The organism is Streptomyces sp. NPDC026673, from assembly GCF_040638135.1.
GTDB lineage: Bacteria > Actinomycetota > Actinomycetes > Streptomycetales > Streptomycetaceae > Actinacidiphila.
On the sequence record NZ_JBEZXR010000019.1, the window covers coordinates 67,642 to 93,338 of the forward strand.

25 protein-coding genes and 1 riboswitch are annotated in these 25,697 nt (G+C 71.7%); of the genes, 14 read left to right on the top strand and 11 right to left on the bottom strand.

Annotated features, from left to right (window positions below; all coding sequences use genetic code 11):
* Nucleotides 1-74: 74 nt before the first annotated feature.
* Both AB0F62_RS16025 and hisN read right to left on the bottom strand, forming a co-directional pair.
* Nucleotides 75-464: a CBS domain-containing protein gene (locus AB0F62_RS16025; protein WP_361798107.1), complete on the bottom strand. Its 390-nt coding sequence runs from the start codon at nucleotides 462-464 to the stop codon at nucleotides 75-77.
* A 142-nt stretch (nucleotides 465-606) separates the two neighbouring features.
* Complete coding sequence (hisN, locus tag AB0F62_RS16030) at nucleotides 607-1,404, bottom strand: histidinol-phosphatase (RefSeq protein WP_361798110.1); 798 nt, start codon at nucleotides 1,402-1,404, stop codon at nucleotides 607-609.
* 161 nt (nucleotides 1,405-1,565) lie between these two features.
* On the opposite strand from hisN, the gene AB0F62_RS16035 reads away from it, so the two are divergent.
* The gene (locus tag AB0F62_RS16035; RefSeq protein ID WP_361798113.1) at nucleotides 1,566-2,207 is read left to right on the top strand and encodes a TetR family transcriptional regulator; all 642 of its coding nucleotides are present in this window, start codon (nucleotides 1,566-1,568) and stop codon (nucleotides 2,205-2,207) included.
* A gap of 74 nt (nucleotides 2,208-2,281) precedes the next feature.
* Here AB0F62_RS16035 and AB0F62_RS16040 read toward each other — a convergent pair whose 3' ends face one another.
* From AB0F62_RS16040 to AB0F62_RS16055, 4 genes are all read right to left on the bottom strand, one after another.
* Nucleotides 2,282-2,605, bottom strand: coding sequence for a multidrug efflux SMR transporter (locus AB0F62_RS16040; RefSeq protein ID WP_361798116.1), 324 nt, complete (start codon nucleotides 2,603-2,605; stop codon nucleotides 2,282-2,284).
* 64 nt (nucleotides 2,606-2,669) lie between these two features.
* A complete protein-coding gene (rsgA, locus tag AB0F62_RS16045) occupies nucleotides 2,670-3,671 on the bottom strand; it encodes a ribosome small subunit-dependent GTPase A (RefSeq protein WP_361798120.1) in 1,002 nt (333 codons plus the stop codon).
* Nucleotides 3,672-3,674: 3 nt separating this feature from the next.
* Nucleotides 3,675-5,021 (bottom strand): 3-phosphoshikimate 1-carboxyvinyltransferase, encoded by a 1,347-nt coding sequence (gene aroA, locus AB0F62_RS16050; RefSeq protein WP_361798123.1) that lies wholly within the window; start codon nucleotides 5,019-5,021, stop codon nucleotides 3,675-3,677.
* Nucleotides 5,022-5,107: 86 nt separating this feature from the next.
* On the bottom strand, nucleotides 5,108-5,803 hold the full coding sequence (locus tag AB0F62_RS16055) for a M50 family metallopeptidase (RefSeq protein ID WP_361798126.1): 696 nt from the start codon (nucleotides 5,801-5,803) through the stop codon (nucleotides 5,108-5,110).
* A gap of 54 nt (nucleotides 5,804-5,857) precedes the next feature.
* Here AB0F62_RS16055 and AB0F62_RS16060 point away from each other — a divergent pair, with 54 nt between their 5' ends.
* From AB0F62_RS16060 to AB0F62_RS16100, 9 genes are all read left to right on the top strand, one after another.
* Nucleotides 5,858-6,673: an SOS response-associated peptidase gene (locus AB0F62_RS16060; protein WP_361798129.1), complete on the top strand. Its 816-nt coding sequence runs from the start codon at nucleotides 5,858-5,860 to the stop codon at nucleotides 6,671-6,673.
* Between the two features lie 38 nt (nucleotides 6,674-6,711).
* Nucleotides 6,712-7,344 (top strand): alpha/beta family hydrolase, encoded by a 633-nt coding sequence (locus tag AB0F62_RS16065; protein WP_361798247.1) that lies wholly within the window; start codon nucleotides 6,712-6,714, stop codon nucleotides 7,342-7,344.
* 232 nt (nucleotides 7,345-7,576) lie between these two features.
* Complete coding sequence (locus AB0F62_RS16070) at nucleotides 7,577-8,236, top strand: sigma-70 family RNA polymerase sigma factor (protein WP_361798250.1); 660 nt, start codon at nucleotides 7,577-7,579, stop codon at nucleotides 8,234-8,236.
* The gene (gene rsrA / locus AB0F62_RS16075; RefSeq protein WP_361798132.1) at nucleotides 8,233-8,553 is read left to right on the top strand and encodes a mycothiol system anti-sigma-R factor; all 321 of its coding nucleotides are present in this window, start codon (nucleotides 8,233-8,235) and stop codon (nucleotides 8,551-8,553) included. The genes AB0F62_RS16070 and rsrA overlap by 4 nt, the downstream gene beginning before the upstream one ends.
* Before the next feature lie 105 nt (nucleotides 8,554-8,658).
* A complete protein-coding gene (locus AB0F62_RS16080) occupies nucleotides 8,659-9,975 on the top strand; it encodes an HD-GYP domain-containing protein (protein ID WP_361798253.1) in 1,317 nt (438 codons plus the stop codon).
* Nucleotides 9,972-11,180: an HD domain-containing phosphohydrolase gene (locus AB0F62_RS16085; RefSeq protein ID WP_361798135.1), complete on the top strand. Its 1,209-nt coding sequence runs from the start codon at nucleotides 9,972-9,974 to the stop codon at nucleotides 11,178-11,180. Before AB0F62_RS16080 ends, AB0F62_RS16085 begins: the two co-directional genes overlap by 4 nt.
* Before the next feature lie 232 nt (nucleotides 11,181-11,412).
* Nucleotides 11,413-12,384 (top strand): tetratricopeptide repeat protein, encoded by a 972-nt coding sequence (locus AB0F62_RS16090; RefSeq protein WP_361798138.1) that lies wholly within the window; start codon nucleotides 11,413-11,415, stop codon nucleotides 12,382-12,384.
* A 73-nt stretch (nucleotides 12,385-12,457) separates the two neighbouring features.
* Nucleotides 12,458-13,078 carry a peptide deformylase gene (gene def, locus AB0F62_RS16095; protein WP_361798141.1) on the top strand — a complete coding sequence of 207 codons (621 nt, stop codon included), beginning with the start codon at nucleotides 12,458-12,460 and terminating at the stop codon, nucleotides 13,076-13,078.
* A gap of 63 nt (nucleotides 13,079-13,141) precedes the next feature.
* The gene (locus AB0F62_RS16100) at nucleotides 13,142-13,930 is read left to right on the top strand and encodes a hypothetical protein (RefSeq protein ID WP_361798144.1); all 789 of its coding nucleotides are present in this window, start codon (nucleotides 13,142-13,144) and stop codon (nucleotides 13,928-13,930) included.
* A 60-nt stretch (nucleotides 13,931-13,990) separates the two neighbouring features.
* Here the strand turns inward: AB0F62_RS16100 and AB0F62_RS16105 are convergent, their stop codons facing one another.
* From AB0F62_RS16105 to AB0F62_RS16125, 5 genes are all read right to left on the bottom strand, one after another.
* Entirely contained in the window at nucleotides 13,991-15,001 is a 1,011-nt protein-coding gene (locus AB0F62_RS16105) for a ribonucleotide-diphosphate reductase subunit beta (protein ID WP_361798147.1), read from the bottom strand.
* Nucleotides 15,001-17,382, bottom strand: a complete 2,382-nt coding sequence (locus AB0F62_RS16110) for a ribonucleoside-diphosphate reductase subunit alpha (RefSeq protein WP_361798150.1) — start codon at nucleotides 17,380-17,382, stop codon at nucleotides 15,001-15,003. Before AB0F62_RS16110 ends, AB0F62_RS16105 begins: the two co-directional genes overlap by 1 nt.
* Before the next feature lie 129 nt (nucleotides 17,383-17,511).
* A riboswitch (cobalamin riboswitch) is annotated at nucleotides 17,512-17,681 on the bottom strand.
* A 214-nt stretch (nucleotides 17,682-17,895) separates the two neighbouring features.
* Nucleotides 17,896-19,527: a monocarboxylate uptake permease MctP gene (mctP, locus tag AB0F62_RS16115; RefSeq protein ID WP_361798153.1), complete on the bottom strand. Its 1,632-nt coding sequence runs from the start codon at nucleotides 19,525-19,527 to the stop codon at nucleotides 17,896-17,898.
* Complete coding sequence (locus tag AB0F62_RS16120) at nucleotides 19,524-19,781, bottom strand: DUF3311 domain-containing protein (protein ID WP_361798156.1); 258 nt, start codon at nucleotides 19,779-19,781, stop codon at nucleotides 19,524-19,526. Before AB0F62_RS16120 ends, mctP begins: the two co-directional genes overlap by 4 nt.
* A gap of 131 nt (nucleotides 19,782-19,912) precedes the next feature.
* Nucleotides 19,913-20,692, bottom strand: a complete 780-nt coding sequence (locus tag AB0F62_RS16125) for a GntR family transcriptional regulator (RefSeq protein ID WP_361798256.1) — start codon at nucleotides 20,690-20,692, stop codon at nucleotides 19,913-19,915.
* 224 nt (nucleotides 20,693-20,916) lie between these two features.
* Here AB0F62_RS16125 and AB0F62_RS16130 point away from each other — a divergent pair, with 224 nt between their 5' ends.
* From AB0F62_RS16130 to AB0F62_RS16145, 4 genes are all read left to right on the top strand, one after another.
* On the top strand, nucleotides 20,917-22,194 hold the full coding sequence (locus AB0F62_RS16130; RefSeq protein WP_361798159.1) for an extracellular solute-binding protein: 1,278 nt from the start codon (nucleotides 20,917-20,919) through the stop codon (nucleotides 22,192-22,194).
* Between the two features lie 98 nt (nucleotides 22,195-22,292).
* A complete protein-coding gene (locus AB0F62_RS16135) occupies nucleotides 22,293-23,258 on the top strand; it encodes a sugar ABC transporter permease (protein WP_361798162.1) in 966 nt (321 codons plus the stop codon).
* Nucleotides 23,259-23,263: 5 nt separating this feature from the next.
* Entirely contained in the window at nucleotides 23,264-24,151 is an 888-nt protein-coding gene (locus AB0F62_RS16140; RefSeq protein WP_361798165.1) for a carbohydrate ABC transporter permease, read from the top strand.
* Nucleotides 24,148-25,671, top strand: coding sequence for a glycoside hydrolase family 3 protein (locus AB0F62_RS16145; protein WP_361798168.1), 1,524 nt, complete (start codon nucleotides 24,148-24,150; stop codon nucleotides 25,669-25,671). The genes AB0F62_RS16140 and AB0F62_RS16145 overlap by 4 nt, the downstream gene beginning before the upstream one ends.
* Nucleotides 25,672-25,697 lie beyond the last annotated feature (26 nt).

A 25,697-nucleotide genomic window follows, 5' to 3' on the forward strand; every position in this document is an offset into this window, starting at 1 on the left:
CACCTCGCGCCACAGACCCGGAGGGGACCGGGCGCGTCCAGGCGCCCGGCCCCCTCCGATCCATGTCCGGCCCGTCAGCCGGCCAGGGCGTGCGCCGGCTGCCAGCAGCGCACGATGTCGCGTACGGAGACCATGCCGACCGGGTTGCGGTCGTCCAGCACCACCAGGTGCCGGAAGCCGCCGCGTACCATCGCGGCGGCCGCCTCTTCGAGGGTCCATTGGGGCGCGGCGAAGACCACGTCCGTGGTGGTGTGGGCGGCGGCGAGTTCGAGGTCGGGGTCGAGCCCCGCACCGATGGCGTTGAGGATGTCGCGCTCGGTCAGGATGCCGAGACCGCAGGTGTCGGGATCGAGTACCACCGCCGCGCCCACCCGTCGGGCGGACATCAGCCGGGCGGCCTGGCGGAGGGTGTGAGCGGGACCGACCGTGAGAACGACCGTGCTCATGGCGTCGCGTACGAGCATGGGATACCCCTCGGGCTGCGTCGTGGCCGTCTTGAGAACCGTTTCACAAATGCACAAGCTCACGCATTCTCATGTTCACATGCACCGCGGTCCGCAGCAAGGGGCGTGCGGAGGGTGATCGGTAGTGTGAGGGGTAGTGCGGTTACGGGCGGTTCAGAAAGGCGAGCATGTCCTCGTGCAGCAGCCCGTTGGACGCCGCCGCGTTCCCGCCGTACGGACCCGCGGTGCCGTCGAGGCTGGTGAAGCGCCCGCCGGCCTCGCGCACGATGACCTCGTTCGCCGCCATGTCCCACAGGCTCAGTTCGGGCTCCGCGCAGATGTCCACCGCGCCCTCGGCGACCATCATGTACGGCCAGAAGTCCCCGTAGGCGCGCGTCCGCCAGCAGGACCGGGTCAGGTCGAGGAAGCCGTCGAGGCGGCCCTGCTCCTCCCAGCCGCTCAGCGAGGAGTACGCGAAGGAGGCGTCCTGGAGCCGGCTCACCTGCGACACCCGCAGCCGCGTGGCCGAGGCCAGGCTGCGTCCGGTGTAGGCGCCGCCGCCCTTCACCGCCCACCAGCGGCGCCCCAGGGCGGGCGCGGACACCAGGCCGACCACGCCCTCGTCGCCCTGCTCCCCGCGTACCATCAGCGCGATGAGGGTGGCCCACACGGGCACCCCGCGGACGTAGTTCTTCGTGCCGTCGATCGGATCGACGATCCACCGCCGCGGACCGGTCCCCTCCGTGCCGTACTCCTCGCCGAGCACCGCGTCGCGCGGCCTCGCCCGCCCGAGCTGACTGCGGATCAGCTCCTCGGCGCGCTTGTCGGCCTCGCTCACCGGCGTCATGTCGGGCTTGGTCTCTACCTTGAGGTCCAGGGACTTGAAGCGCTCCATGGTGGCGGCGTCGGCGGCGTCGGCAAGGATGTGCGCGAGGCGCAGATCGTCGTTGAAGTCCGGCATGGAGCGAACAGTATCGATCGCAGCAGGTCGAGGTCACGCAAGGTGTACGGGGAGGGTTGACACGGATCGACAGCGCGTCAATTCTGGCCGCACAGCCCCTCGAGGCCGCTCGGCACCGCTTGAGACCGCTTGAGACCGCTTGAGACCGCTTGGAGGCAACCGTGCCGACAGCGCGTGAATCACTCCTGGACGCGGCGCTGTCCGCACTGGGCGACCGGTCGTGGGCGACGATCAGAATGGTCGATGTGGCGGCCGTCGCCGGGGTGTCGCGGCAGACCCTCTACAACGAGTTCGGCAGCAAGGAGGGCCTCGCGCGCGCCCTGGCCCGCAGGGCGGCGGACGAGTTCCTGGCCGGCGTGGAGCGCGCCCTGGACACCGCCGCGCGGCACGGCGCCGACGCCGGCGACTGCTTCGCCGCCGCGACCGCCTGGACCCTGCACAGTGCCCGCCGCAGCCCCCTCGTGCGCGCGGCGCTGACCGGCTGCCGCGGGGACCGGGTTCCGGCGGCGGCCATCGTGCCCGTGCCCGTGCCGCACGTGCCCGTGCCGCGCGTGGCCGGACGGAGGTCGCGGGGGGACGACGGCCCGCTCGCCCCCGCCGAGCTTCTCGACGCCGTCCGGGTGCGCGCCGCCGCGGCGCTGGGGCGGCGCTTCCCCCGACTCGACCAGGCCGAGACCGGCTGGGCCTGCGAGGCCGCGGTGCGCCTGACCGTCTCCTATGTCGTCGCTCCCGCGGCCTCCGACGAGGAGGCCTGCCTGCGGGTGGCCCGGCTGGTCCGGGGGCTGCTGCAGCGCGGCTGGTGACCCAGGCGCGGCCGGGTGCCGGCGCGGGGCGAGAACACCGGGGTGGCAGAGTGCCGCATCGGGAGAGCGCCGGGTCAGTGCGTGGAGCCCGATAGCTGGAGCCCGATGACGCCCAGGACCACCAGGCTGATGGAGATCAGCTTCAGGGTGGAGACGACGTCGCCGAGGAAGGCCATGCCGTAGATGGCCGTCCCGGAGGCCCCGATGCCCGTCCAGACCGCGTACGCGGCCCCGACGTCCAGTTTCTTCAGGGCGAGCGTCAGCAGGCCGAAGCTGCCGAGGGCGAAGGCGCAGAATGCGATGGTCGGCCACAGGCGTGTGAACCCGTGGGAGAGCTTGAGGCAGACCGCGAAGCCGGTTTCGAGCAGTCCGGCGACCACCACGAGGAGCCAGGCCATCGAGCGCCCTCCCGTTCCGTCTGTCGATGAGCGATCATCACACAGCATGCCCGGAAACGGCGTCTCAGTCCCCTTCCTTGCGCTCACGCGTCGCGAGCAACCGCCGCAGCGAGAACAACCGGGCGGGTTCCGCGTGTCCGTCGGCGACCCAGGCGTCCAGGGCGCAGTCGGGTTCGTCGTGGCTGCAGGCGCGCGGGCAGTCCTCCGTGCCGGGCTCCAGATCGGGGAAGGCGTGGATGACCCGGGACGGATCGACGTGGTGGAGACCGAAGGAGCGCACGCCCGGGGTGTCGATGACCCAGCCCTCCTCGCCGCTGAGCGGCAGCGCGAGCGCCGAGGTCGTGGTGTGCCGGCCCCGGCCGGTGACGGCGTTGACGAGGCCGGTCGCGCGCTGACGTTCCACCAGGGCGTTGACCAGGGTGGTCTTCCCGACGCCACTGTGGCCGACGAAGGCGGTGATGCGGCCCTTGAGGTGCTCGCGCACGGCCTCCGTCGCCCCGGCGTCGAAGTTCTCGTGACTGGTCACCACATAGGGGACGCCCAGCGGCGCGTACGTCTCCAGCAGCGGCTCCGCCGGGGCGAGGTCGGACTTGGTGAGCACCAGCAGCGGCTCCAGCCCGGCGTCGTACGCCGCGACCAGGCAGCGGTCGATGAGCCGGGGGCGCGGCTCGGGGTCGGCGAGGGCGGTGACGATGGCCAGCCGGTCGGCGTTGGCGACGACCACCCGCTCGTACGGGTCGGTGTCGTCGGCGGTGCGGCGCAGCACCGAACTGCGCTCCTCCACGCGCACGATGCGCGCCAGGGTGTCCTTGTCGCCGGACAGGTCGCCGACGATGCCCACCCGGTCGCCGACCGCGATGCCCTTGCGGCCCAGTTCGCGGGCCTTCATCGCGGTGACCGTGCGGTCCTCCACGAGGCAGGTGATGCGGCCCCGGTCGATGGTGAGGACGAAGCCCTCCACGGCGTCCTCGTGCTTGGGCCGGATGCTCGTACGGGGACGGTTCCCCTTGCGGTTCGGGCGGACCCGGACGTCGTCCTCGTCGGTGTGCTTGCCGTAGCGCCGCATGGCTCAGGCCCGCACCGGGGACGCGGAGGCCGCCGGCGCCGCGCCCAGCATGGCCGTCCACATCTCGGGGAAGTCGGGGAGGGTCTTGCCGGTGGTGCCGACGTTCTCGACCCGCACGCCGTCGACGGCCAGCCCCAGGACGGCGCCCGCCGTGGCCAGCCGGTGGTCGTCGTAGGTGTGGAAGACCCCGCCGCGCAGCGGCCGCGGACGGATGCGCAGACCGTCCTCGGTTTCGGTGACGTCGCCGCCGAGCTCGTTGATCTCCTTGCTCAGCGCGGCCAGCCGGTCGGTCTCGTGCAGGCGCAGGTGGCCCACGCCGCGCAGCACGGACTCGGAATCGGCGAGCGCGGCGACCGCCGCGATGCCGGGAGTGAGCTCGCCGACGTCCGACAGGTCGGCGTCGATGCCGTGGATCCGGCCGGAGCCGGTGAACACCAGGCCCGCGTCGGTCAGCTCGCAGGAACCGCCCATCCGGGTGAACAGCTCGCGCAGCGCGTCACCGGGCTGGGTGGTGCGCCGCGGCCAGTCCGGGACGACCACCCGGCCGCCGGTGACGAGCGCGGCGGCGAGGAACGGCTGGGCGTTGGAGAGGTCCGGCTCCACGGTGAGGTCGACGCCGAGCAGCGCGCCGGCGTCGACCCGCCAGACGTCGGGCTCGCCGCCGTTCTCCGGGGTGTCGACCTTGGCGCCGGCGTGGCGGAGCATCTCGACCGTCATCCTGATGTGCGGCAGCGACGGCAGGGTCGGGCCGGTGTGCCGGACCTCGACGCCCTGGTTGAAGCGGGGGCCGGACAGCAGCAGGGCGCTGACGAACTGGGAGGACGAGGACGCGTCGATCGACACCGGGCCGCCGTCCAGCGCCCCGCCGCCGTGCACGGTCAGCGGCAGCGCGCCGCGGCCCTCGTCGTCGATGCGGGCGCCCAGGGAGCGCAGCGCGTCGATGACCCCGTGCAGGGGGCGCTCGTGGCTGCGCGGGTCGCCGTCGAAGCGCACCGGACCGTCGGCGAGCGCCGCGACCGGGGGCAGGAACCGCATCACCGTGCCGGCGTTGCCGACGTCGACGGTGGCGGGGCCGTGCAGCCCGGCCGGAATGACCCGCCAGGCCTCGCCGCCGTAGGGATTGACCACCTCGTCGATCTGCACGCCCATGGCGCGCAGCGCGTCGGCCATGAGCACGGTGTCGCGGCTGCGCAGCGGGCGGCGCAGCCAGCCCGGCTCCGAGGCGAGGGCCGCGAGCACCAGGGCGCGATTGGTGACCGACTTGGATCCGGGCACGGTGACCGTCGCGTCGACGGGAGCGGACGCGAGCGGCGCGGGCCAAAGGGCGGTGTGCGCGGGGTTACCGGTCATGGCCCCAAGCGTAGTGGCTCAACGAGAGGGCGAATCGCTCACAAAGCGCATGAAACCTGAAGGAAACAGATACCCGCTCGCAAGGCCTACAGACCTGTGAGCCAGCGTCCGCCGCCGAGGAGCGAGAGCAGCGCCACCGCGTAGAACAACAGCATCCACAGCGCGGCGGGGGTGTGCGTCAGCCGGGACAGCTGGTCCGCGTCCGAGGCCGGCGCCGCTCCGCCGCGCCGCTTGCGCTGGAGTTCCAGGACCGGCCGGACACCCCCGAACAGCAGGAACCACACCACCAGGTACGCGAACGCGGCCTGGACCCCGGGCTCGGTCAGCCAGGACACCAGCAGGAAGAGCCCGCCGGTGACGAACACGGTCAGCACCCCGTACGCGTTCCTGATCATCACCAGCATCACCAGCAGCAGGGCCGTCGCGCCCCACAACAGCGCCGTGATGTGCCCCGCGGCGAGCAGCAGCGCCCCGGCGAGACCCAGCAGCGAAGGCGCGGTGTAACCGGCCGCCGCGGTGAGGATCATGCCGAGGCCGTACGGCTTGCCGCGGGAGACGGTCAGGCCCGAGGTGTCGGAATGCAGCCGGATGCCCTGGAGGCGGCGTCCGGACAGCAGGGCGACCAGGCCGTGGCCGCCCTCGTGGGCGATGGTGATCGCGTTGCGGGTCAGCCGCCACAGGGCGTGCGGCAGCACCGCGGCCAGCGCGACGGCGGCCGTGACGCCGACCAGCCAGGGGGAGGGCGCGGGCTGGGTGCCGAGGATGGAGTCGATGAGCTGCACGGTTCCGCACCATACGACGGCCGGCTGTGTCCGCGCCGTGGCAATCTGGCACTCATGTGCGGTCGATTTGCAGCGAGCCGGAGGCCCGAGGATCTCGTCGAGGTGTTCGACGTGCGGAAATGGGATGCCACGGAGGCGCTCGACCCCAACTGGAATGTCGCGCCCACCGACAGCACCTACGCGGTGCTGGAGCGGCCGGACAAGGAGACGGGCGAGATCGTGCGCCAGTTGCGCGCCTTGCGCTGGGGGCTGGTGCCGAGTTGGGCGAAGACGCCCGACGTCGGCGTCAAGATGATCAACGCGCGGGCCGAGACCGTGCACGAGAAGGCGTCCTACCGCCGCCCCTTCGCCTCGCGCCGCTGCCTGCTTCCCGCCGACGGCTACTTCGAGTGGGTCACCGGCAGGGAGGAGCGGCAGCTGGAGGAGGAGGGGAAGAGGAAGCGGCCCCGCAAGCAGCCGTACTTCGTCACCCCCGTCGACGGCTCGGTCTTCGCGATGGCCGGGCTGTACGAGTTCTGGCGCGACCGCACCCTGCCCGACGAGCACCCGCGCGCCTGGTGGGTCACCTGCACCGTCATCACCACGGAGGCCTGGAGCGAGCCCTTCGCCGACGCCGACGAGCGCCCCGGCGGTCCGCGGTCCCTGGCCGAGATCCACCCGCGCATGCCGCTGTGGATCACCCCGGACCACTGGGACGACTGGCTCGATCCCGCGCGCACCGAGGTCGAGGACCTGCGCGGACTGCTCGCGCCGCCGCGGCCCGGCCTGCTGCGTGTGCACCCCGTGCGCACCGAGGTGAGCAACGTCCGCAACAACGGACCCGAGCTGGTCGAGGCGATCGAGGCCCCCGAAGAGGCGACGCTGTTCTGACCGGCCGCGGTGCCAGACTGGCCGGTGTGAGCGAGATCATGGACACCGTGTCCACCCCCGCGGGTGACGCCCGCGTCACCTGGCACCGGGCCCGCCGCGCCCGCGCCGTCGTGGCGCTGGGCCATGGGGCCGGAGGCGGCATCGAGGCACGCGACCTGCGGGCGCTGGCCGCGGCCCTGCCGCCGCGCGGCTGGACGGTCGCCCTGGTGGAGCAGCCGTGGCGGGTGGCCGGCAAGAAGGTGGCGCCCGCGCCGAAGGCCCTGGACACCGCCTGGACCGCGCTGTGGCCCGCGCTGGCCGAGCCGGGCCTGCCGGTCGTCGCCGGCGGCCGCAGCGCGGGGGCGCGGGTGGCCTGTCGTACGGCGGAGGCGCTCGGCGCGGTCGGGGTGCTGGCGCTGTCCTTCCCCCTGCACCCGCCGGGCAAGCCGGAGAAGTCCCGGGCCGACGAGCTCACCGGGGCCGGGGTGCCCGTACTGGTCCTGCAGGGCGGGCGCGATCCCTTCGGGCGGCCGGAGGAGTTCCCCGAGGGGTACGAGCCCGTCGAGGTGCCGTACGGCGACCACGGATTCGCCGTGCCGAAGTCGGCGGACCTCACCCAGGAGGGGGCACTGAGCGTCATCACCGACGCGGTGCTCGGCTGGCTGGAGGAACTGCCCCCGCTTCGGGAATGAGCGGTGCGCGGCCCGTGTTGTGCCTGGCGTCCACACGAAAGAACGTACGCACAGTGAGGAAGGCAGCCGGATGGTCAGAGCCGAGTGCCGCGCCCGCGCCGACGCGCCGTACCTGTCCTGGCCGGAGTGGCCGGCGATGGGCGGGGCGAACCGGGACAGCGCGCCGATCCCGCCCGGGATATCCTCCGATGGCGTGGGGTCCGCTTACGGCCCCGTGACCGTCGTGGAGGAGGTGGGTCCGGTCAGCGGCAACGACGACAGCACGTCCGAGGTGCACGAGGCGCAGGTGACTCCGGAGTCCGACGTCGAGCGCAGCGCGCGCTTCGAGCGGGATGCCCTGGAGTACCTGGACCAGATGTACTCGGCTGCGCTGCGCATGACCCGCAACCCGGCCGATGCCGAGGACCTGGTGCAGGAGACGTACGCGAAGGCGTACGCGTCGTTCCACCAGTTCCGTGAGGGCACCAATCTCAAGGCGTGGCTCTACCGCATCCTCACCAACAGCTTCATCAACTCCTACCGGAAGAAGCAGCGCGAGCCCCAGCGCAGCGGCACGGAGGAGATCGAGGACTGGCAGCTGGCGCGCGCCGAGTCGCACATGTCCACGGGTCTGCGCTCCGCGGAGTCCCAGGCCCTGGACCACCTGCCCGACTCGGATGTGAAGCAGGCGCTGCAGGCGATCCCGGAGGAATTCCGGATCGCGGTCTATCTCGCGGACGTCGAGGGCTTTGCCTACAAGGAGATCGCCGACATCATGGGTACGCCCATCGGTACGGTGATGTCCCGTCTGCACCGGGGGCGGCGGCAGCTGCGTTCGCTGCTGGAGGACTACGCGCGGGAGCGCGGGCTGGTCCCGGCGGGCGCGGGAGACGAGAAGGGCTCGGGCACATGAGCTGCGGCAACCCCCATGAGACGGACTGCTCCGAGGTACTCGAACACCTTTACGAGTACCTGGACAACGAGATGTCCGACGACGCCTGCGCCAAGTTCAAGCAGCACTTCGACGAGTGCCACCCCTGCTTGGAGAAGTACGGCCTCGAGCAGGCCGTCAAGAAACTGGTCAAGCGCTGCTGCGGGCACGACGACGTACCCACCGACCTGCGCTCCAAGGTGCTCACGCGGATCGAGCTGATCCGCGCCGGCGAGGTCGCGCCGGTTCCGGAACCGGCGGACGGCGACAGCACGCCGACCGGTTCGCCGGCCACCTGACGCACACCGCGCCGGCAGGTCACCCGGGATCACCCGAAGGCGGGAATCGCGGCCGCTCGCCCACCGTGCGGCGGCCGCGCCCCTAGCCTCGGTGGGGTGCGTGCGATGCGGGCGGTCCGGGTGCTCCCACCGGCGGCACGGGTCTACATCCCGGTCGTCGTCGTGTCGGCGTGCGGCGCGCTCGTCACCGGCCCCCACGGGGACACCCCCTGGCTCACCGCCGCGGCGCTGGCGGCGCTGTACGCCGCGGGGGAACGGACGGGGGCGTCCCTACCCCCGGTGCTCTTCGCGGCCGCGCTCCTGCTTCCCCCTGGCGCGGCCGCACTCGTCGCCGTGCCCGGCGGCCTCGTCGCCCCGGTCCGGGGCGAACCGCGCCCGGTGCGCCGCGTGTGGCACGCCGCGCAGCTCGCCCTGGCGACGGACGCCGCGGCGCAGGCCCGGGCGGCCTTCGGGGACGGCCCCTTCGCGCGGCTGCCGGGACTGCTGGTGCCCGCGCTCGCGGCGGTGCTCGCCTTCTGCCTGGTCTCCGCGGCGCTCACCTCCGGCGTGCTGATCACCGCCGAGCGGACGGCCCCGGCCGCCGCCTGGCGGGAGGCCCTGCTCGGTCCCCTCGCGTCGCAGCTCACCTACGGCCTGGTGGGCCTCATGGCCGCGGTGCTCTGGCAGGGGCCGTACGGGGCGGTGGCCGCCGTCCTCGCCCTGCTGCCGACGCACATCGCCCACTGGGCCGTCGGCCAGGCGCGCCGCGAGCGGGCCGCGCACCAGGCGACGGTGCGGGCGCTGGTGCAGGCCGTGGAGATCAAGGACCGCTACACCCGCGGCCACAGTGAACGCGTGGGCCGGGCGTCGGCGCTGATCGCCCGCGAGATCGGCATGCCTCCCGAACGGGTGGAGGCGCTGCGGCTGGCCGGCATCCTGCACGACATCGGCAAGCTGGGCGTGCCCACCCGCGTGCTGCGCAAGGACAGCCCACTGACCCCCGAGGAACGGCGGATCATCGAGCTGCACCCCGGTTACGGGCACGAGATGGTGCGGGGCATCGCCTTCCTCGACGACGCCCGCACGGCGATCCTGCACCACCACGAACGCCTCGACGGCTCGGGCTACCCGTACGGCCTGGCCGGCGAGGCCATCCCGTCGTCCGCGCGCCTGGTAGCCGTGGCCGACGCCTTCGACGCGATGACCTCCACGCGGGCCTACCAGGTCACCCGCGGGGTCGACGACGCGCTGGGGGAGCTGCGGCGCTGCGCCGGCACCCACTTCGACCCCCTCATGGTCCAGGCCCTCGTCCGCGCCGTCCGCCGGGAGGGATGGAACCCGGCGGTCACCGCGGACGAGCCGGAGCCCTTCCCGCCCGTCCAGGCCCGGCGCCACGCCCGCCGGGACGCCACATCCCGCCGTACGCCCGAGCCGCGCCCGTGAGCGCATCCGGCCGCCGCGGCGGCGACCACCGGCGCCATCGCAGACGCACGCCGCCCGCCGTCCTCACCGTCCACGGCCTCGCGCTGGCCGTGGGCGCCGCGGGCCTGGGCTGGACGGCGGCCCGCGGTGTCGCCGATCCCGCGGCCGCCGCCGCGTTCGGGGCGCTCATCGTCGTGGGCGAGGCCTTCCGCATCCCGGAACCCGAGGGCCGCGAGGCGGCCCCCGTGGCCTTCGCCGGGGCCCTGGCGTACGCGCTCCTCGCGGCGGAGGCGGTGGCGGTCGTCGTGGCCGTGTCCGTCGCCGCGGTGGTCGCCGGACAACTGCGGGGGGCGCCACGGGACGCGGCGGCGCGGCGCGTGCTGACGGTCGCCTTCGCCGCGGCGACCGCCCAGCCGCTGTACGGCGGCAGCGGCGGCCATCCGGGCTACGCCGTGCTGCTGCTGGCCAGCACGATCCTCTGCGACGCCGTGCTCGCCGCGATGCTCGGCGCCGCCCGCGAACGGCACCCCTTCGCCTCCGTCCTGCGTGACGAACTGGCCGCCCTGCCCGGAGTCGGCTCGGCCGTGTGCGCCGGCGGGGTCGTGCTGGCGCAGGCGGAGCAGGCCGCCGGGCTCTGGGCGCTGCCCGTGTGCGGGGTGCCCCTGCTGCTGACCCAGACGGCCTTCCGCCGGCACGCCGCGATCCGGGCCACCCACCGGGAGACGATCACCTCGCTCGCCCGGGCCACCGAGGTCGCCGGCTACACCCCGGTGGGGCACGCCCGCCGGGTCAGCGCGCTGAGCCACGCCATGGGCAGGGAACTGGGCCTGGGCGGAAGGGCGCTGGCGGCCCTGGAGCACGCGGCGCTGATGCACGACATCGGCCAGCTCTCCCTCGTCGACCCCGTCCCCGGGGGCGCCACCTCGTCCCTCGATCAGGTGGAACGCCGGCGCATCGCCCTGCTCGGCGCGGAGGTCGTACGCCGTACGGGTGCCCCCGAGGAAGTCGCGCGGATCGTGGAGGGCCAGGCCGATCCGTACCGGGACCAGCCGCTCGCCGGACGCATCGTGCGTACGGCCAACGCCTACGAGGACCTGGCCGGGGGCGGTACGGCCGTGGGCCGGGGGCTGCAGGCGCTGGAGCGGTTGCGCCTCGACACCGCGCACGAATACGACCCCCGGGTGGTCGAGGCGCTGACCAGGGTCGTTGCCAGGGCCGGGCAGTGAACCCGCCGGTAATGAGCGGGCGTACCAAGGGGCATGGTTGGATGCCCGCAGGGGCGCAGAGCGCTCAAGAGGCACACCATGGCGCCGATGCTGCCAAAACGACAAGCCCGGCCGTGTGTGACAGGCCCTGCCGATGGCAAGGAGGACTGATGAGCACCGCTGAGCGCGGGACGTGGGGGAACGGACGGGGCACCGTGGAGCACCAGCGAACGCGAGCGGCAGGCGGGACACGTTGAGGATCTTCGGCAGGGCGCGCCATCGGCCCTCCGCCACCTGGCGGCAGGCGACCGATCAGGCGTTCACGCTGATCAGCGACGGGCGGTACGAGGACGCCGGCGCGCTGCTGATCCGTGCCGCCGACCTCGAGCCGTGGCGCTCGGAGTCCTGGTACAACCTCGCGCTGCTCCACAAGTTCCGGCACGACTGGGAGCAGGCTCGCACCACCGGGCTGCGGGCCGTCGCCCTGCTGGACCGCGCGCCGGGCGCCCCCGACTGGTGGAACGTCGGCATCGCCGCCACCGCGCTGCAGGACTGGCCGCTGGCCCGCCGCGCCTGGCAGGCGTACGGCCTGAGGCCCGACGCCGCCGGGACCGGCCCGGTGACGATGCAGCTGGGCAGCTCGGCGGTACGGCTCTCCCCGGAGGGCGAGGCCGAGGTGGTCTGGGGCCGCCGGATCGATCCGGCCCGGATCGAGGTGCTGAGCATCCCGCTGCCGTCCTCCGGCCGCCGCTGGGGCGAGGTCGTGCTCCACGACGGCGTGCCGCACGGCGAGCGGCGCACCGCCGACGGCGCGACCTACCCCGTCTTCGACGAGATCGAGTTGTGGGCGCCGTCCCCGGTGCCGACCTGGCTCGTCCTGCTGGAGGCGGCCACCGAGTCCGACCGCGACGCCCTGGAGCAGCTGGCCGCCGACGCCGGCTACGCCGCCGAGGACTGGTCGTCCTCGGTCCGGCTGCTCTGCCGCACCTGCTCCGAGAGCCGGATGCCGACCGACGACGGCTCCGACGCCTCCCGCGACCCGCACGACCAGGGCGAACCCGGCCACCCGGGCCACCTCAGCCACCGCACCCCCGGCGCCCTGTGGGCCCCCGAGCGCGAGTGCGGCATCGCCGCCCCGGTCGGCCTGGTGCGCGGTCTGCTGGACAGCTGGGTCGCCGACAGTCCGGACACCCGGGACTGGCGTGATCTCGAAGAGGTCTGCTGACACCGTCGCGGGCACGTACCCTTGATGGGCTATTGAGCTTTGGAGAAGGCCCGAGGAAGGCGTACGACGGACCATGTCGCAGCAGGAGACCGAGCAGACCGCATTCACCGACGACGTGACGGACGCGGAGGAGCGCGAGGCCGCGCACCGCGCGCGCGGCACGGCCCGCCCGATCACGGTCGTCGGCAACCCGGTGCTGCACCACCCGTGCCAGACGGTCACGTCCTTCGACGACGAGCTGGCCGCGCTCATCGATGACATGTTCGCCAGCCAGCGCGCCGCCGAGGGCGTCGGCCTCGCGGCGAACCAGATCGGCGTCCCCCTGCGGGTCTTCGTATACGACTGCCCGGACGACGACGGCGTCCGCCACGTCGGCCACGTGGTCAACCCCGTCGTCGACGACCTCCCCGCCGAGCGCCGCGTCCTCGACGACGGCAACGAGGGCTGCCTGTCCGTGCCGGGTGCCTACGCCGAGCTGCCGCGTCCCGACTACGCGGTCTGCCGCGGGCAGGACATGCACGGCAACGACATCGTCGTCGCGGGCTCCGGGTTCTTCGCCCGCTGCCTCCAGCACGAGACCGACCACCTCAACGGTTACCTCTACATCGACCGGCTCTCCAAGCGGGACCGCAAGGACGCGCTGAAGCAGATGGCGGAGCTCACGCCGAAGTACGAGACCGTGCCGAACGAGTGATCGATCCCTGCCGTTAACCTGTTCGCCCCGGCATGATCATGCCGGGGCGAACAGGGGAGGGTTATGCGACACAGAGTGCTGACGGCCGCCGCGGCGGGTGCCGCGGCGATGGTGGTCCTGACGGCGCCGGCCGCCCACGCGGAGGGCCGGGGCGACATCCGGGTCATCAAGACGGTGGTGGACCACGGCACCAATGTGATCGTCGGGACGAAGAAGGCCATCGAGTTCCCGATCGTCATGACGATCAGGGACAACTCGGGGGTCAAGAAGGTCTCGCGGGTGGGCGCGCTCAACACGGCCAACGGGTGGGGCCCCAGCGACGCGTTCGACACCCGCTGCGAGAAGAAGAGCGCCACCACGTCGGTGTGCACGGCCACCTTGCTGATCGACCCGACGTCGATCCGTTCGTCGGTGGTGGGTGATCCGGACTGGAACGCCAATCAGGTAGCGGGCTGGTGGCGGGTCGACGCCACGGTCCACGCGAACGACGGCGACTACTGGATCAGCGACGGCATCGCCCGGTTCAAGGTGAAGCGCGCATCGGTGCTCACCACCGACGCGGGGCCCGAGCCGGTCGCCAAGGGCGGCACGCTCACCGTCAAGGGCAAGCTCACGCGGGCGAGCTGGCAGAGCCTGAAGTACGGGGGCTACGCCGGGCAGCCCGTGCAACTGCAGTTCAAGAAGGCGGGCTCCACGAAGTGGAACACCGTCAAGACGGCCACCACGAACAGCTCCGGTGGCCTGAGCGCCAAAGTGACCGCCACCGCGGCGGGCAGCTGGCGCTGGTTCTTCCCGGGCACGACCACGACGGCCCAGGTGGCCTCGGCCGCCGACGCGGTCGTCCTGAAGTGACCGCGAGCGGGGCCCGGCCGATCCGGCCGGGCCCCGCTCGTCAGCCGCGGTGCGCGCGGATCAGAAGTCGTCGTCGAAGGAGACCGTGCCCTCGACCGCCACCTGGTACGCGGAGGCGCGGCGCTCGAAGAAGTTGGTCAGCTCCTGGACGTTCTGCAGCTCCATGAAGGAGAACGGGTTCTCCGAGCCGTAGCGGGCCGGCAGGCCGAGCCGGACCAGCCGCTGGTCGGCGACGCACTGCAGGTACTCGCGCATGGAGTCGGTGTTCATGCCGGGCAGGCCGTCGCCGCACAGGTCGCGGGCGAACTGCAGCTCGGCCTCGACGGCCTCCTCCAGCATGGCGGTGACCTGCTTGCCCATCTCCTCGTCGAAGAGGTCGGGCTCCTCCTGGCGGACGGTGTCCACGACGTGGAAGGCGAAGTCCATGTGCATCGACTCGTCGCGGAAGACCCAGTTGGTGCCGGTTGCGAGCCCGTGCAGCAGCCCGCGGGAGCGGAACCAGTAGACGTAGGCGAAGGCGCCGTAGAAGAACAGGCCCTCGATGCACGCCGCGAAGCAGATCAGGTTGAGCAGGAAGCGGCGGCGGTCCTCCCGGGTCTCCAGGCGGTCGATGGACTCCACCGAATCCATCCAGCGGAAGCAGAACTGCGCCTTCTCACGGATGGAGGGGATGCTCTCGACGGCCGCGAAGGCGGCGGCGCGCTCGTCGGGATCGGGGAGGTAGGTGTCGAGCAGCGTCAGGTAGAACTGGACGTGCACGGCCTCCTCGAAGAGCTGCCGCGACAGGTACAGCCGCGCCTCGGGGGAGTTGATGTGCTTGTACAGGGTCAGCACGAGGTTGTTGGCCACGATCGAGTCGCCGGTGGCGAAGAACGCGACCAGCCGGCCGATCATGTGCTGCTCGCCGGGGGAGAGCTTGGCGAGGTCGGCGACGTCGGAGTGGAGGTCGACCTCCTCCACGGTCCAGGTGTTCTTGATGGCGTCGCGGTAGCGCTCGTAGAAGTCCGGGTAGCGCATCGGACGCAGGGTCAGCTCGAAGCCCGGGTCGAGCAGGTTCTTGGTGGAGCTCATTACTGGCAGGCCTCGCAGGACTCGGGGTTCTCAAGGGAGCAGGCGATCGCGTCCGCGTCGGGCGTCGCCTGCACGGGGATCGGGGCCGCCGCGCGGGCGGACTGCGCGATGCGCGTGGCCGGGCGGGAGCGCAGGTAGTACGTCGTCTTCAGGCCCTGCTTCCAGGCGTACGCGTACATCGAGCTGAGCTTGCCGATGGTGGGCGAGGCCATGAAGAGGTTGAGCGACTGGCTCTGGTCGAGGTACGGGGTGCGGGCCGCGGCCATGTCGATCAGGGCGCGCTGCGGGATCTCCCAGGCGGTGCGGTACAGCTCGCGGACGTCCGCGGGGATCCAGTTGAAGCCCTCGACGGAGCCGTTGGACTCGCGCAGCGCGTCACGGGTCTGCGTGTCCCAGACGCCGAGCTTCTTCAGGTCGGCCACGAGGTAGGAGTTGACCTGCAGGAACTCACCGCTCAGCGTCTCGCGCTTGAAGAGGTTGGAGACCTGCGGCTCGATGCACTCGTACACGCCCGCGATCGAGGCGATCGTGGCGGTCGGGGCGATCGCCAGCAGCAGCGAGTTGCGCATGCCGGTGGCGGCGACGCGGGCACGCAGCGCCTCCCAGCGCTCGGGCCAGTTCTCCTCGGTGTCGTAGTGGTCCGGGTGCAGCACGCCGCGGGCGGCGCGGGTCTGCGACCAGGCCGGGTGCGGGCCGTGGCGCTCGGCGAGGTCGCAGGAGGCCTCGTACGCGGCGAGCATGATGCGCTCGGCGATCTTCGTGGAGAGCGCCTTGGCCTCGGCGGAGTCGAAGGGCAGCCGGAGCTTGAAGAAGACGTCCTGCAGGCCCATCGCGCCCAGGCCGACCGGGCGCCAGCGCTCGTTGGAGGCGGCGGCCTGGGAGGTGGGGTAGAAGTTGATGTCCACGACGCGGTCGAGGAAGGTGACGGCGGTGCGGACGGTGGCGTCCAGCCGCTCCCAGTCGATGGCTTGCTCCCCGACGCCGCCGTCCTCGACGACGAACGCGCCCAGGTTGACCGAGCCGAGGTTGCAGACCGCGGTCTCGCCGTCGTCGGTGACCTCCAGGATCTCCGTGCAGAGGTTGGAGGAGTGGATGACGCGGCCGGGCTCGGCGGTCTGGTTGGCGGTGCGGTTGGAGGCGTCCTTGAAGGTCATCCAGCCGTTGCCGGTCTGCGCCAGGGTGCGCATCATGCGGCCGTACAGCTCGCGCGCCGGAATGGTCCTGCGGGCCAGCCCCGATGCCTCGGCCTTGCGGTAGGCGGCGTCGAACTCCTCGCCCCACAGGTCGACCAGCTCGGGCACGTCGGCGGGGGAGAAGAGCGACCACGGGGCATCGGCGTCGACGCGGCGCATGAACTCGTCCGGGATCCAGTGGGCCAGGTTGAGGTTGTGGGTGCGGCGCGCCTCCTCACCGGTGTTGTCGCGCAGCTCCAGGAACTCCTCGATGTCCGCGTGCCAGGTCTCCAGGTAGACGCAGGCCGCGCCCTTGCGGCGGCCGCCCTGGTTGACGGCGGCGACGGAGGCGTCGAGGGTGCGCAGGAACGGGACGATGCCGTTGGAGTGGCCGTTGGTGCCGCGGATCAGCGAACCGCGGGAGCGGATCCGGGAGTAGGACAGGCCGATGCCGCCGGCGTGCTTCGACAGCCGCGCCACCTGGTGGTAGCGGTCGTAGATGGAGTCCAGCTCGTCCAGCGGGGAGTCCAGCAGGTAGCAGGAGGACATCTGCGGGTGCCGGGTGCCGGAGTTGAAGAGTGTGGGTGAACTGGGCAGGTAGTCCAGCCGGCTCATCAGGCCGTAGAGCGCCTCGACCTCGTCCACGGAGCGGACGGAGTGGTCCTCGGCCAGGCCGCCGGCCACACGGAGCATGAAGTGCTGCGGGGTCTCGATGACCTGGCGGGTGATCGGGTGGCGCAGCAGGTAGCGGCTGTGCAGGGTGCGCAGGCCGAAGTAGCCGAAGCGGTCGTCGGCGCCGCCGGCGAGCGCCCCGTCGACGAGCGCGTCCAGACGCGCGGCGTGCTCGGCCACGAACGCGGCGGTGCCGTCGGCGATCAGGCCCTCGCGGTGGCCCACCGCGATCGACGCGGAGAACGAGACCGCGCCCTGGCCGGCCGCCTCGTCGGCGATGGCGAGGGTGAGCAGACGGGCGGCGAGCCGCGAGTACTGCGGGTCCTCCGCGATCAGCCCGGCGGCGGCCTCGGTGGCCAGCGCCCGCAGTTCCGCCTCGTCCGCCGCCGCGCTGCGGCCCCGCAGGGCGGCGGCGGCGACCCGGCCGGGGTCGGTGTCGGGGAGGTCTGCGGTCAGTTCCGTCAGAACGCGCAGCAGCTCGGCTCCGGTTGAGGCGGGTTCCGATGCGGTGGCGGGTGCGGCGGGCGCGATGGTCACGTGTGCTCTCTCCCTCGTACGGCGGCGACGCGGAGGAGCGACGGTGCGCACGCAGGGCAGGGCAGGGCATGCCGCGGCGCGTCCGCCGGCCCAACCCGCGAGGCCCGGACACTTCACCGTCCGGGCGGCGTGCCGGACGGTGCCGTCGGCAGGTACTCGGACTCGCGGGCATGCCTCAAGGCATCCGCACACCGTTGCGGGGCAGTCCCGGATTCCCACCGGCTTCCCCTGCGGCGACAGCGGAGTTGAGCATACATCTAGTGGCGCCCGTCCGTGACGCCACCAGATGTTGTGTCGATGCGGTTACAGAGCGACGGGTTCGGGCGTGCCGGTCGCGGCCGCGCCGGCTTCGGCGACGCGGCGACCGCGCGCCACCGGCTCACCCGCGGGGCGGACACCAGCCCGCAGCCGTACCGCCGTACCCTCCGCCGCCCGGAGCCGGCCCGTACGGCACGACGACGGGCCGCCGCCCCGTCCCAGGGCGGCGGCCGTGATCCGTGGCCGGAGCGGCGGTCAGTGACCGGCGCCCACCGGCAGGTCCTTCCGGACGCCCGGGTCGTCGGCGTCCGCGGTGAAGTCGCCCTCGGCGGTCTCGTCCACGCCCTCGGGGGCCTTGAGGGCCTTGAGGACGAAGGTGAGGACGACGGTGACCACCACGTTGAGCACGAAGGCGGTCAGGCCGATGTAGCCGATCTGCCCGATCACCGGGATGGTGTCGGAGGAGCCGCCGAAGTGCTTCTGTGCCGGGCTCGCGACGCCGTACGCCACCCAGGTGCCGTAGATCATGCCGACCGCCCAGCCGGCCAGCAGTGCCCAGCGGTGGAACCAGCGCGTGAACAGGCCGCCGACCAGGGCGGGGAACGTCTGCAGGATCCAGATGCCGCCGAGCAGCTGGAAGTTGATCGCGACCGTCTTGTCCATGGTGAGGACGAAGACCAGGGCGCCGACCTTGACCAGCAGCGAGACCACCTTGGAGACCTGGGTCTCCTGTGCGGGGGTGGCGTCCGGCTTGAGGAAGTCCTTGTAGATGTTGCGGGTGAAGAGGTTCGCCGCGGCGATCGACATGATCGCGGCCGGCACCAGCGCACCGATGCCGATCGCGGCGAAGGCCACGCCCGCGAACCAGGACGGGAACATGTTCTCGAACAGCTGCGGGATCGCCAGCTGGCCGTTGTAACCCTTGACCCCGGCCCCGACGCCGCTGGCCAGCGCCATGAAGCCGAGCATCGCCAGCAGGCCCAGCATCAGCGAGTACAGCGGCAGCACGGTGGTGTTGCGGCGGATGACGTCACGGCTGCGGCTGGAGAGCACGGCGGTGATGGAGTGCGGGTACATGAACAGCGCCAGCGCCGAGCCCAGCGCCAGGGTGCCGTAGGCCCACTGGGCGGTGTCGCCCGGTGCCAGGGATCCGCGGGGCTTGCCCGTGGCCGGGTTGATCTGGGAGTAGGCGTCGCCGGCCTTGGCGAAGATGTCGTCGAAGCCGCCCAGCTTGATCGGGATGTAGATGATCGCCACCGCGATGACGATGTAGATCAGCGTGTCCTTGACGAACGCGATCAGCGCCGGCGCCCGCAGGCCGGAGGAGTAGGTGTACGCCGCCAGGACACCGAAGGCGATCAGCAGCGGCAGGTCCTTGATGAACCAGTTGGACGACTCGCCGCCGCCCACGCCCATCACGTCGAGGACGGCCTGGATGCCGACCAGTTGCAGCGCGATGTACGGCATGGTGGCCAGGATGCCGGTGACCGCGACGGCCAGCGACAGGCCCTTGGAGCCGAACCGCCCACGCACGAAGTCCGAGGTGGTGACGTAGCCGTGCTTGTGCGAGACCGACCACAGGCGGGGCAGGAAGGTGAAGATCAGGGGATAGACCAGGATCGTGTACGGCACGGCGAAGAAGCCGGCCGCGCCCGCCGCGTAGACCGCCGCCGGCACCGCCACGAAGGTGTAGGCCGTGTACAGGTCGCCGCCCAGCAGGAACCAGGTGATCCAGCTGCCGAAGCTGCGGCCGCCCAGGCCCCACTCGTCGAGGTGCAGGGCGTTCTCGGCTCTGCGCCAGCGCGCGGCCAGGAAGCCCAGGACCGTGACGACCAGGAAGAAGAAGATGAAGACGGCGAGCGCGACGCCGTTGACTCCGTCCTTCACTTCGCCACCTCCTTCCGTGCCCGCTCCTCACGGCGGACCATGACGTACGCGGCGTACGTCAGTCCGGAGGACAGGAACACCCACAGCATCTGGTACCAGTAGAAGAACGGGATGCCGATGAACTCCGGGGTCAGCTTGGCGTACGAGCCGACCCAGAGCATGGCGACGAAGGGGATGACGAGGCAGACACCGGCGATCACCCGGGTGGGGGTGACCACCGGTGGCCGGCCGGAGGTTCCGGATGGTTCGGACATTGCTACGGCTCCGTCCTGATCTCTTACTCCTGTGTAATGCGCAGGCAATCTAGGTCAGGACGGCAGGCGCGTCACTACCCGCCCGCATTGCGGTATGGAAACGATCTACCGGGCCGGGAACCTCGCGATGGTCAGGGTCGTTGCAGGCGCGCGACGAACTTGTAGCGGTCGCCGCGGTAGACCGAGCGCACCCACTCCACCGGCTCGCCGCCGGTGTCGATCGAGTGCCGGGACAGCAGCAGCATCGGCAGCCCGACGTCCGTGCCCAGCAGGCCCGCCTCGCGCGGGGTGGCGAGCGAGGTCTCGATGGTCTCCTCCGCCTCGGCCAGGCGGACGTCGTAGACCTCGGCGAGCGCGGTGTAGAGCGAGGTGTACTTCGCCAGGCTGCGGCGCAGCGCCGGGAAGCGCTTGGCCGACAGGTGGGTGGTCTCGATGGCCATCGGCTCGCCGTTCGCCAGGCGCAGGCGCTCGATGCGCAGCACGCGGCCGCCGGCCTTCATGTCGAGCAGCTCGGCCAGCCGGTCGTCGGCGGTGATGTAGCCGATGTCCAGCAGCTGGGAGGTCGGCTCCAGACCCTGGGCGCGCATGTCCTCGGTGTACGAGGTGAGTTGCAGCGCCTGGGAGACCTTGGGCTTGGCGACGAAGGTGCCCTTGCCCTGGATGCGCTCCAGCCGACCCTCGACCACCAGTTCCTGCAGCGCCTGCCGCACGGTGGTGCGCGAGGTGTCGAACTCGGCGGCCAGGGTGCGCTCCGGCGGAACCGGGGAGCCGGGGGGCATCGTCTGCGTCAGTTCCAGCAGATGCCGCTTGAGGCCGTAGTACTTGGGCACCCGCGCGGTCCGCCCGGCGACGGTTCCGGCTGCCTCCGCGGTCCCGGTCACCGCCGTGCCGGCATCGCCTTCGGTCTCCATCGCCTCTGCTCCCGAGTGCTGTCGTGCTGCCGTCACCGGCTCCTCCGTCATTCGCGGCTCACATCGTGGCACGGCCCGGGCTCATATCGCGTTACGAGCCCAGATGTCGGTCCGGTAACGGACGCGTCCGGTGCTCTTATACACCCTTGACACCCCCAAAGGTCTAGGCCAAGCTTCGGGCACTGGTCTACACCACTTGGACTCACTGCCCTGGGGAGGGTGTTGTGAAGCGCAAGCTGATCGCGGCGATCGGTGTCGCCGTCATGGTCGCCGGCGTTGCGGCCTGCGGTTCGGACGACAAGGGCTCCGACAAGGCCTCGGCGCCGAAGGAGATCACCGTCTGGCTGACGGTCGACGCACAGAAGAACTGGCCCGAGCTGGTCAAGCAGGCGGACGACGCCTTCGCGGCCGAGCACAAGGGCGTGAAGGTCCGTCACGAGTACTACGAGTGGACGGCCAAGAACCAGAAGCTCGACGCAGTCCTCGCCACCAAGAAGGTGCCGGACGTCGTCGAGATGGGCAACACCGAGACTCTCGGCTACCTGGTGAAGGGCGCCTTCGCCCCCATCGACAAGAGCAAGTTCGAGAACTCCGGGGACTGGCTGGACGCCCTCGAGGGATCGGTCACCTACAACGGCAAGACCTACGGCGTGCCTTACTACGCCGGTGCCCGCGTCGGGACCTGGCGCAAGGACGTCGCCAAGGCGGCCGGCGTCACCAAGCCCCCGACCACCTGGGCCGAGCTGACGGACGCGCTCGACAAGATCCAGAAGAAGAACGGCGACAAGTTCTCCGCCTGGTACCAGCCCAGCCGCGACTGGTACACCGCGCTGGCCTTCGTCAAGGACGCGGGCGGCGACGTCGCCAAGGAGGACGGCGGCAAGTGGACCGCCACCCTCTCCGACCCCAAGTCCATCGAGGGCCTGAAGACCTGGAAGGGCGTCCTCGACACGTACTTCCACGGTGACAAGAACAAGGACGAGTCGGACCGCTACATCGTCTACGGCCAGGGCAAGTCCGCGCTCATCTACGGCGCCAGCTGGGAGGGTTCCGCCGCCGCCGACCCGAAGACCGACAAGACCGGCAAGCTCAAGGACACCCTGGAGACCTTCGCGCTGCCCGGTCCCAACGGCGACCTGCTGCCGAACTTCATCGGCGGCTCCGACCTGGTCATCCCGGCCAAGTCCGCCGCGCAGGACCTCGCCGCCGACTGGATCGACGCCTTCACCAACAGCGCCGCCCAGAAGGTCCTCATCGCCAAGGGCAACCTGCCCAACGCCAAGTCGCTGCTCGCCCCGCTGAAGGACGACCCGAAGACGGCCGCCTCCGCCCGGGCCAACGAGAACACCTGGTTCGTCCCGACCGCCCCGGGCTGGCTGCAGGTCGAGAAGAAGCAGATCCTGCAGAACATGCTCAACGACATCGCGGTCGGCAAGGCGTCCATCGAGGACGCGACCAAGGCCGCGGACGAGCAGATCAACGCGGTGATCAACGCCGGCTGACCGGCGCGCGGGCAACACGGTGATCGACGTCGGCCGGCCGCCCCAGGGCGGCCGGCCCCGGCGTGACGCCAGGGACTGGAGTACCCGAGGAGCACATGATGAGTGCCGTTGACACACCGCTCGACAAGGTGCCGCGTCCGCGGCCGGCGGGACCGGGCCGGAGACCGCGCCGCTTCGGCGGAGCCGCGCTCCCGTGGACGCTGCTCGCGCCGACCATCGGCGTCCTGCTGCTGGTCCTCGGCTATCCGCTGGTCCGGCTGATCACCCTGTCCTTCAAGCAGTTCGGGCAGGCCGAGCTCTGGCAGGGGCTGCCCGGCGACTGGCAGGGGCTGGCCAACTACACGCACGTCCTGGGGGACTCGGTCTTCTGGGGCGTCGTCCTGCGCACGCTGCTCTTCACCCTCGCGGCGGTGCTGCTCACGCTCGTCGTGGGCATGGGCGTGGCCCTGCTGCTCCAGCGGGTCTCGCCCTGGGTGAAGGCGCTGATCAACATCGTGCTGGTGGCCAGCTGGGCGATGCCCGTGGTCGTGGCCATCACCATCTTCAAGTGGATGTTCGACAGCGACTACGGCGTCCTCAACTGGCTGCTCAGCCGGTTGCCGGGGGTGGACCTCAGCGGCCACAACTGGTTCACCGACACCAAGCAGGGCTTCCTCGTCATCACCCTCATGGTGGTGTGGGGCGCCATCCCGTTCGTCGCCATCACCCTGCACGCCGGTCTCACCCAGGTGCCCAGGGAACTGGAGGAGGCCGCCCGCATGGACGGCGCGGGCCCGGTCAAGGTCTTCCGGCACGTCACCCTCCCGGTCCTCAAGCCGATCATCGTCATGCTGACGACGCTGTCCGTCATCTGGGACATGGGCGTCTTCCCGCAGGTCTTCCTGATGCGCGACGGCCACCCCGAGCCCGCCTACCAGGTCCTCACCACCTACTCCTACGACCAGGCCTTCGTCGCCAACGACTACGACGCGGGCGCGGCCATCGCCGTCATCACCGTGCTGCTCCTCCTCGGTGTGATGGCCGTCTACATGCGTCAGATGCTCAAGATCGGAGAGGTGGAGTGACGACCATGCTCGACACGGCTCCCGCCGAGACGGCGCCCGCTCCCGCTCCGGCCGTGCGCGCGGCCCGGCGTCCCCGCCGCAAGGGGCGGACGCTCTACAACCTGCTCGGCCTGCTGGTCGTGGTGGTCGGCGGCTTCCCGGTCTACTGGATGCTGAACACGGCGTTCAAGCCCGCCAAGGACGCCATCGACCCCGACCCCAAGCTCTTCCCGACCAGCCTGTCCTTCCAGAACTTCTCCGACGCGCTCGACGTCGGCGACTTCTGGGGGTCGGTCGGCCGCAGCCTGATCGTCTCCGGCTCGACGGTCGGCCTCGGCCTGGTCATCGGGCTGCTGGCGGCGCTGGCCATCTCCCGGTTCGTCTTCCGCGGCCGCAAGGCGGTGATCGTCGCGATCCTCGCCGTGCAGATGGTGCCGCTGGTCGCGATGATCATCCCGGTCTTCCTGCTGCTCAACCAGATCGACCAGATCGACAAGCTCTCCGGGCTCATCATCACGTACCTGACCTTCGTGCTCCCCTTCACGGTGTGGACGCTGCGCGGCTTCATCGTCAACATCCCCAAGGAGCTGGAGGAGTCCGCGATGGTCGACGGCTGCACGCGCATGGGCGCGTTCTTCCGGATCATCCTGCCGCTGCTCGCCCCGGGACTCGTGGCCACCTCGATCTACGCGCTGATCCAGGCCTGGAACGAGTACCTGTACGCCATGCTGATCATGAGCCAGGAGCACCAGACGGCCACCGTGTGGCTCGGCAACTTCGTCACCTCGCGGGGCACGGACTACGCGCCGATGATGGCCGGTTCGACCATGATGGGCATCCCCGTGGTGATCTTCTTCCTGATCGTGCAGCGCAAGGTCGCCGCCGGACTGACCGCCGGGGCGGTGAAGGGATGACCGAGACCTTGAGCCAGATCCACGACGGCACCGCGGACTCGGGCGACCTCGTCCGCGACGCCCTCACCGTCCTGCAGCCGGGTTTCCACGGGACCACCGCCCCGGAGTGGCTGCTGCGCAGGCTCGCCGAAGGGCTGGGCTCCGTCGCCCTGTTCGCCCGCAACATCGAGTCCCCCGGGCAGCTCGCCGCGCTCACCGCGCAGCTGCGCGCGGTACGGCCCGACGTGCTGATCGCCGCCGACGAGGAGGGCGGTGACGTGACCCGGCTGGAGGCCCGCACCGGTTCCTCCTTCCCGGGCAACCTCGCCCTCGGCGCCGTCGACGACACCGCGCTCACCCGCGACGTGGCCGCCGAGCTCGGCCGCCGGCTGGCCGAGTGCGGGGTGAACCTCAACTGGGCGCCCTCCGCCGACGTCAACTCCGACCCCCGCAACCCGGTCATCGGCGTGCGCTCCTTCGGCTCCGAGCCGCTGCTCGTGGCCCGGCACACCGCCGCGTACGTCGAGGGCCTGCAGTCGGCCGGGGTCGCCGCCTGCACCAAGCACTTCCCGGGGCACGGCGACACCTCCGTCGACTCCCATCACGCCCTGCCCAGGGTGGACGTGGACCTGGACACCCTGCACTCCCGGGAACTCGCCCCGTTCCGCGCCGCCCTGGCCGCCGGCACCAAGGCGGTCATGAGCGCGCACATCCTCGTGCCCGCCCTCGACCCGGACCGCCCCGGCACCCTCAGCCCCGCCGTACTGACCGGGCTGCTCCGCGACGAACTCGGCTACGACGGCCTGATCGTCACCGACGGCATCGAGATGCGCGCCATCGCCGACGCCTACGGCATCGAGCGGGGCACCGTCCTCGCGCTCGCCGCGGGCGCCGACGCCATCTGCGTGGGCGGCGGCCTCGCCGAGGAGGAGACGGTGGTCGCCCTGCGCGACGCCATCGTCGCCGCCGTACGCGCCGGCGACCTGCCGCGCGCCCGCCTCGCCGACGCCGCCGGACGGGTGCGGGCGCTGGCCGCCTGGGCCGCCGAGCGTGCCACGACGCCGGCGACCGAGGTACCGGACCCCGGGATCGGTCTGGTCGCGGCCCGCCGCGCACTGCGTGTGACCCACACCGACGCGTACCTGCCGATCGCCGAGGCGCCCTATGTCGCGGCCTTCACCCCGGTCGCCAACATCGCCGTCGGCGAGGAGACCCCGTGGGGCGTCGCCGCCGAGCTCGACCGGATCTTCCCGGGCACGGTGACCGGCGGTTTTCGCGAAGGTGACGCCTTGACCGCTCATGTGCTGCGGTCGGCGGGCGACCGTAGGATCGTCGCAGTGGTCCGCGACGTGCACCGCCACCCCTGGATGGCCGAGGCGCTGGGCTCGCTGCTCGCCGCCCGCCCGGACACGGTGGTGGTGGAGATGGGCGTTCCCCAGGCGCCGCCCTCCGGCGCGCTGCACATCGCGACCCATGGCGCGGCCCGTGTGTGCGGGCGAGCGGCCGCGGAGGTCATCGCGGGCAAGGAGGCCGGCGACTGAGGGCCCGCGCGGCACATCCGTTCCAG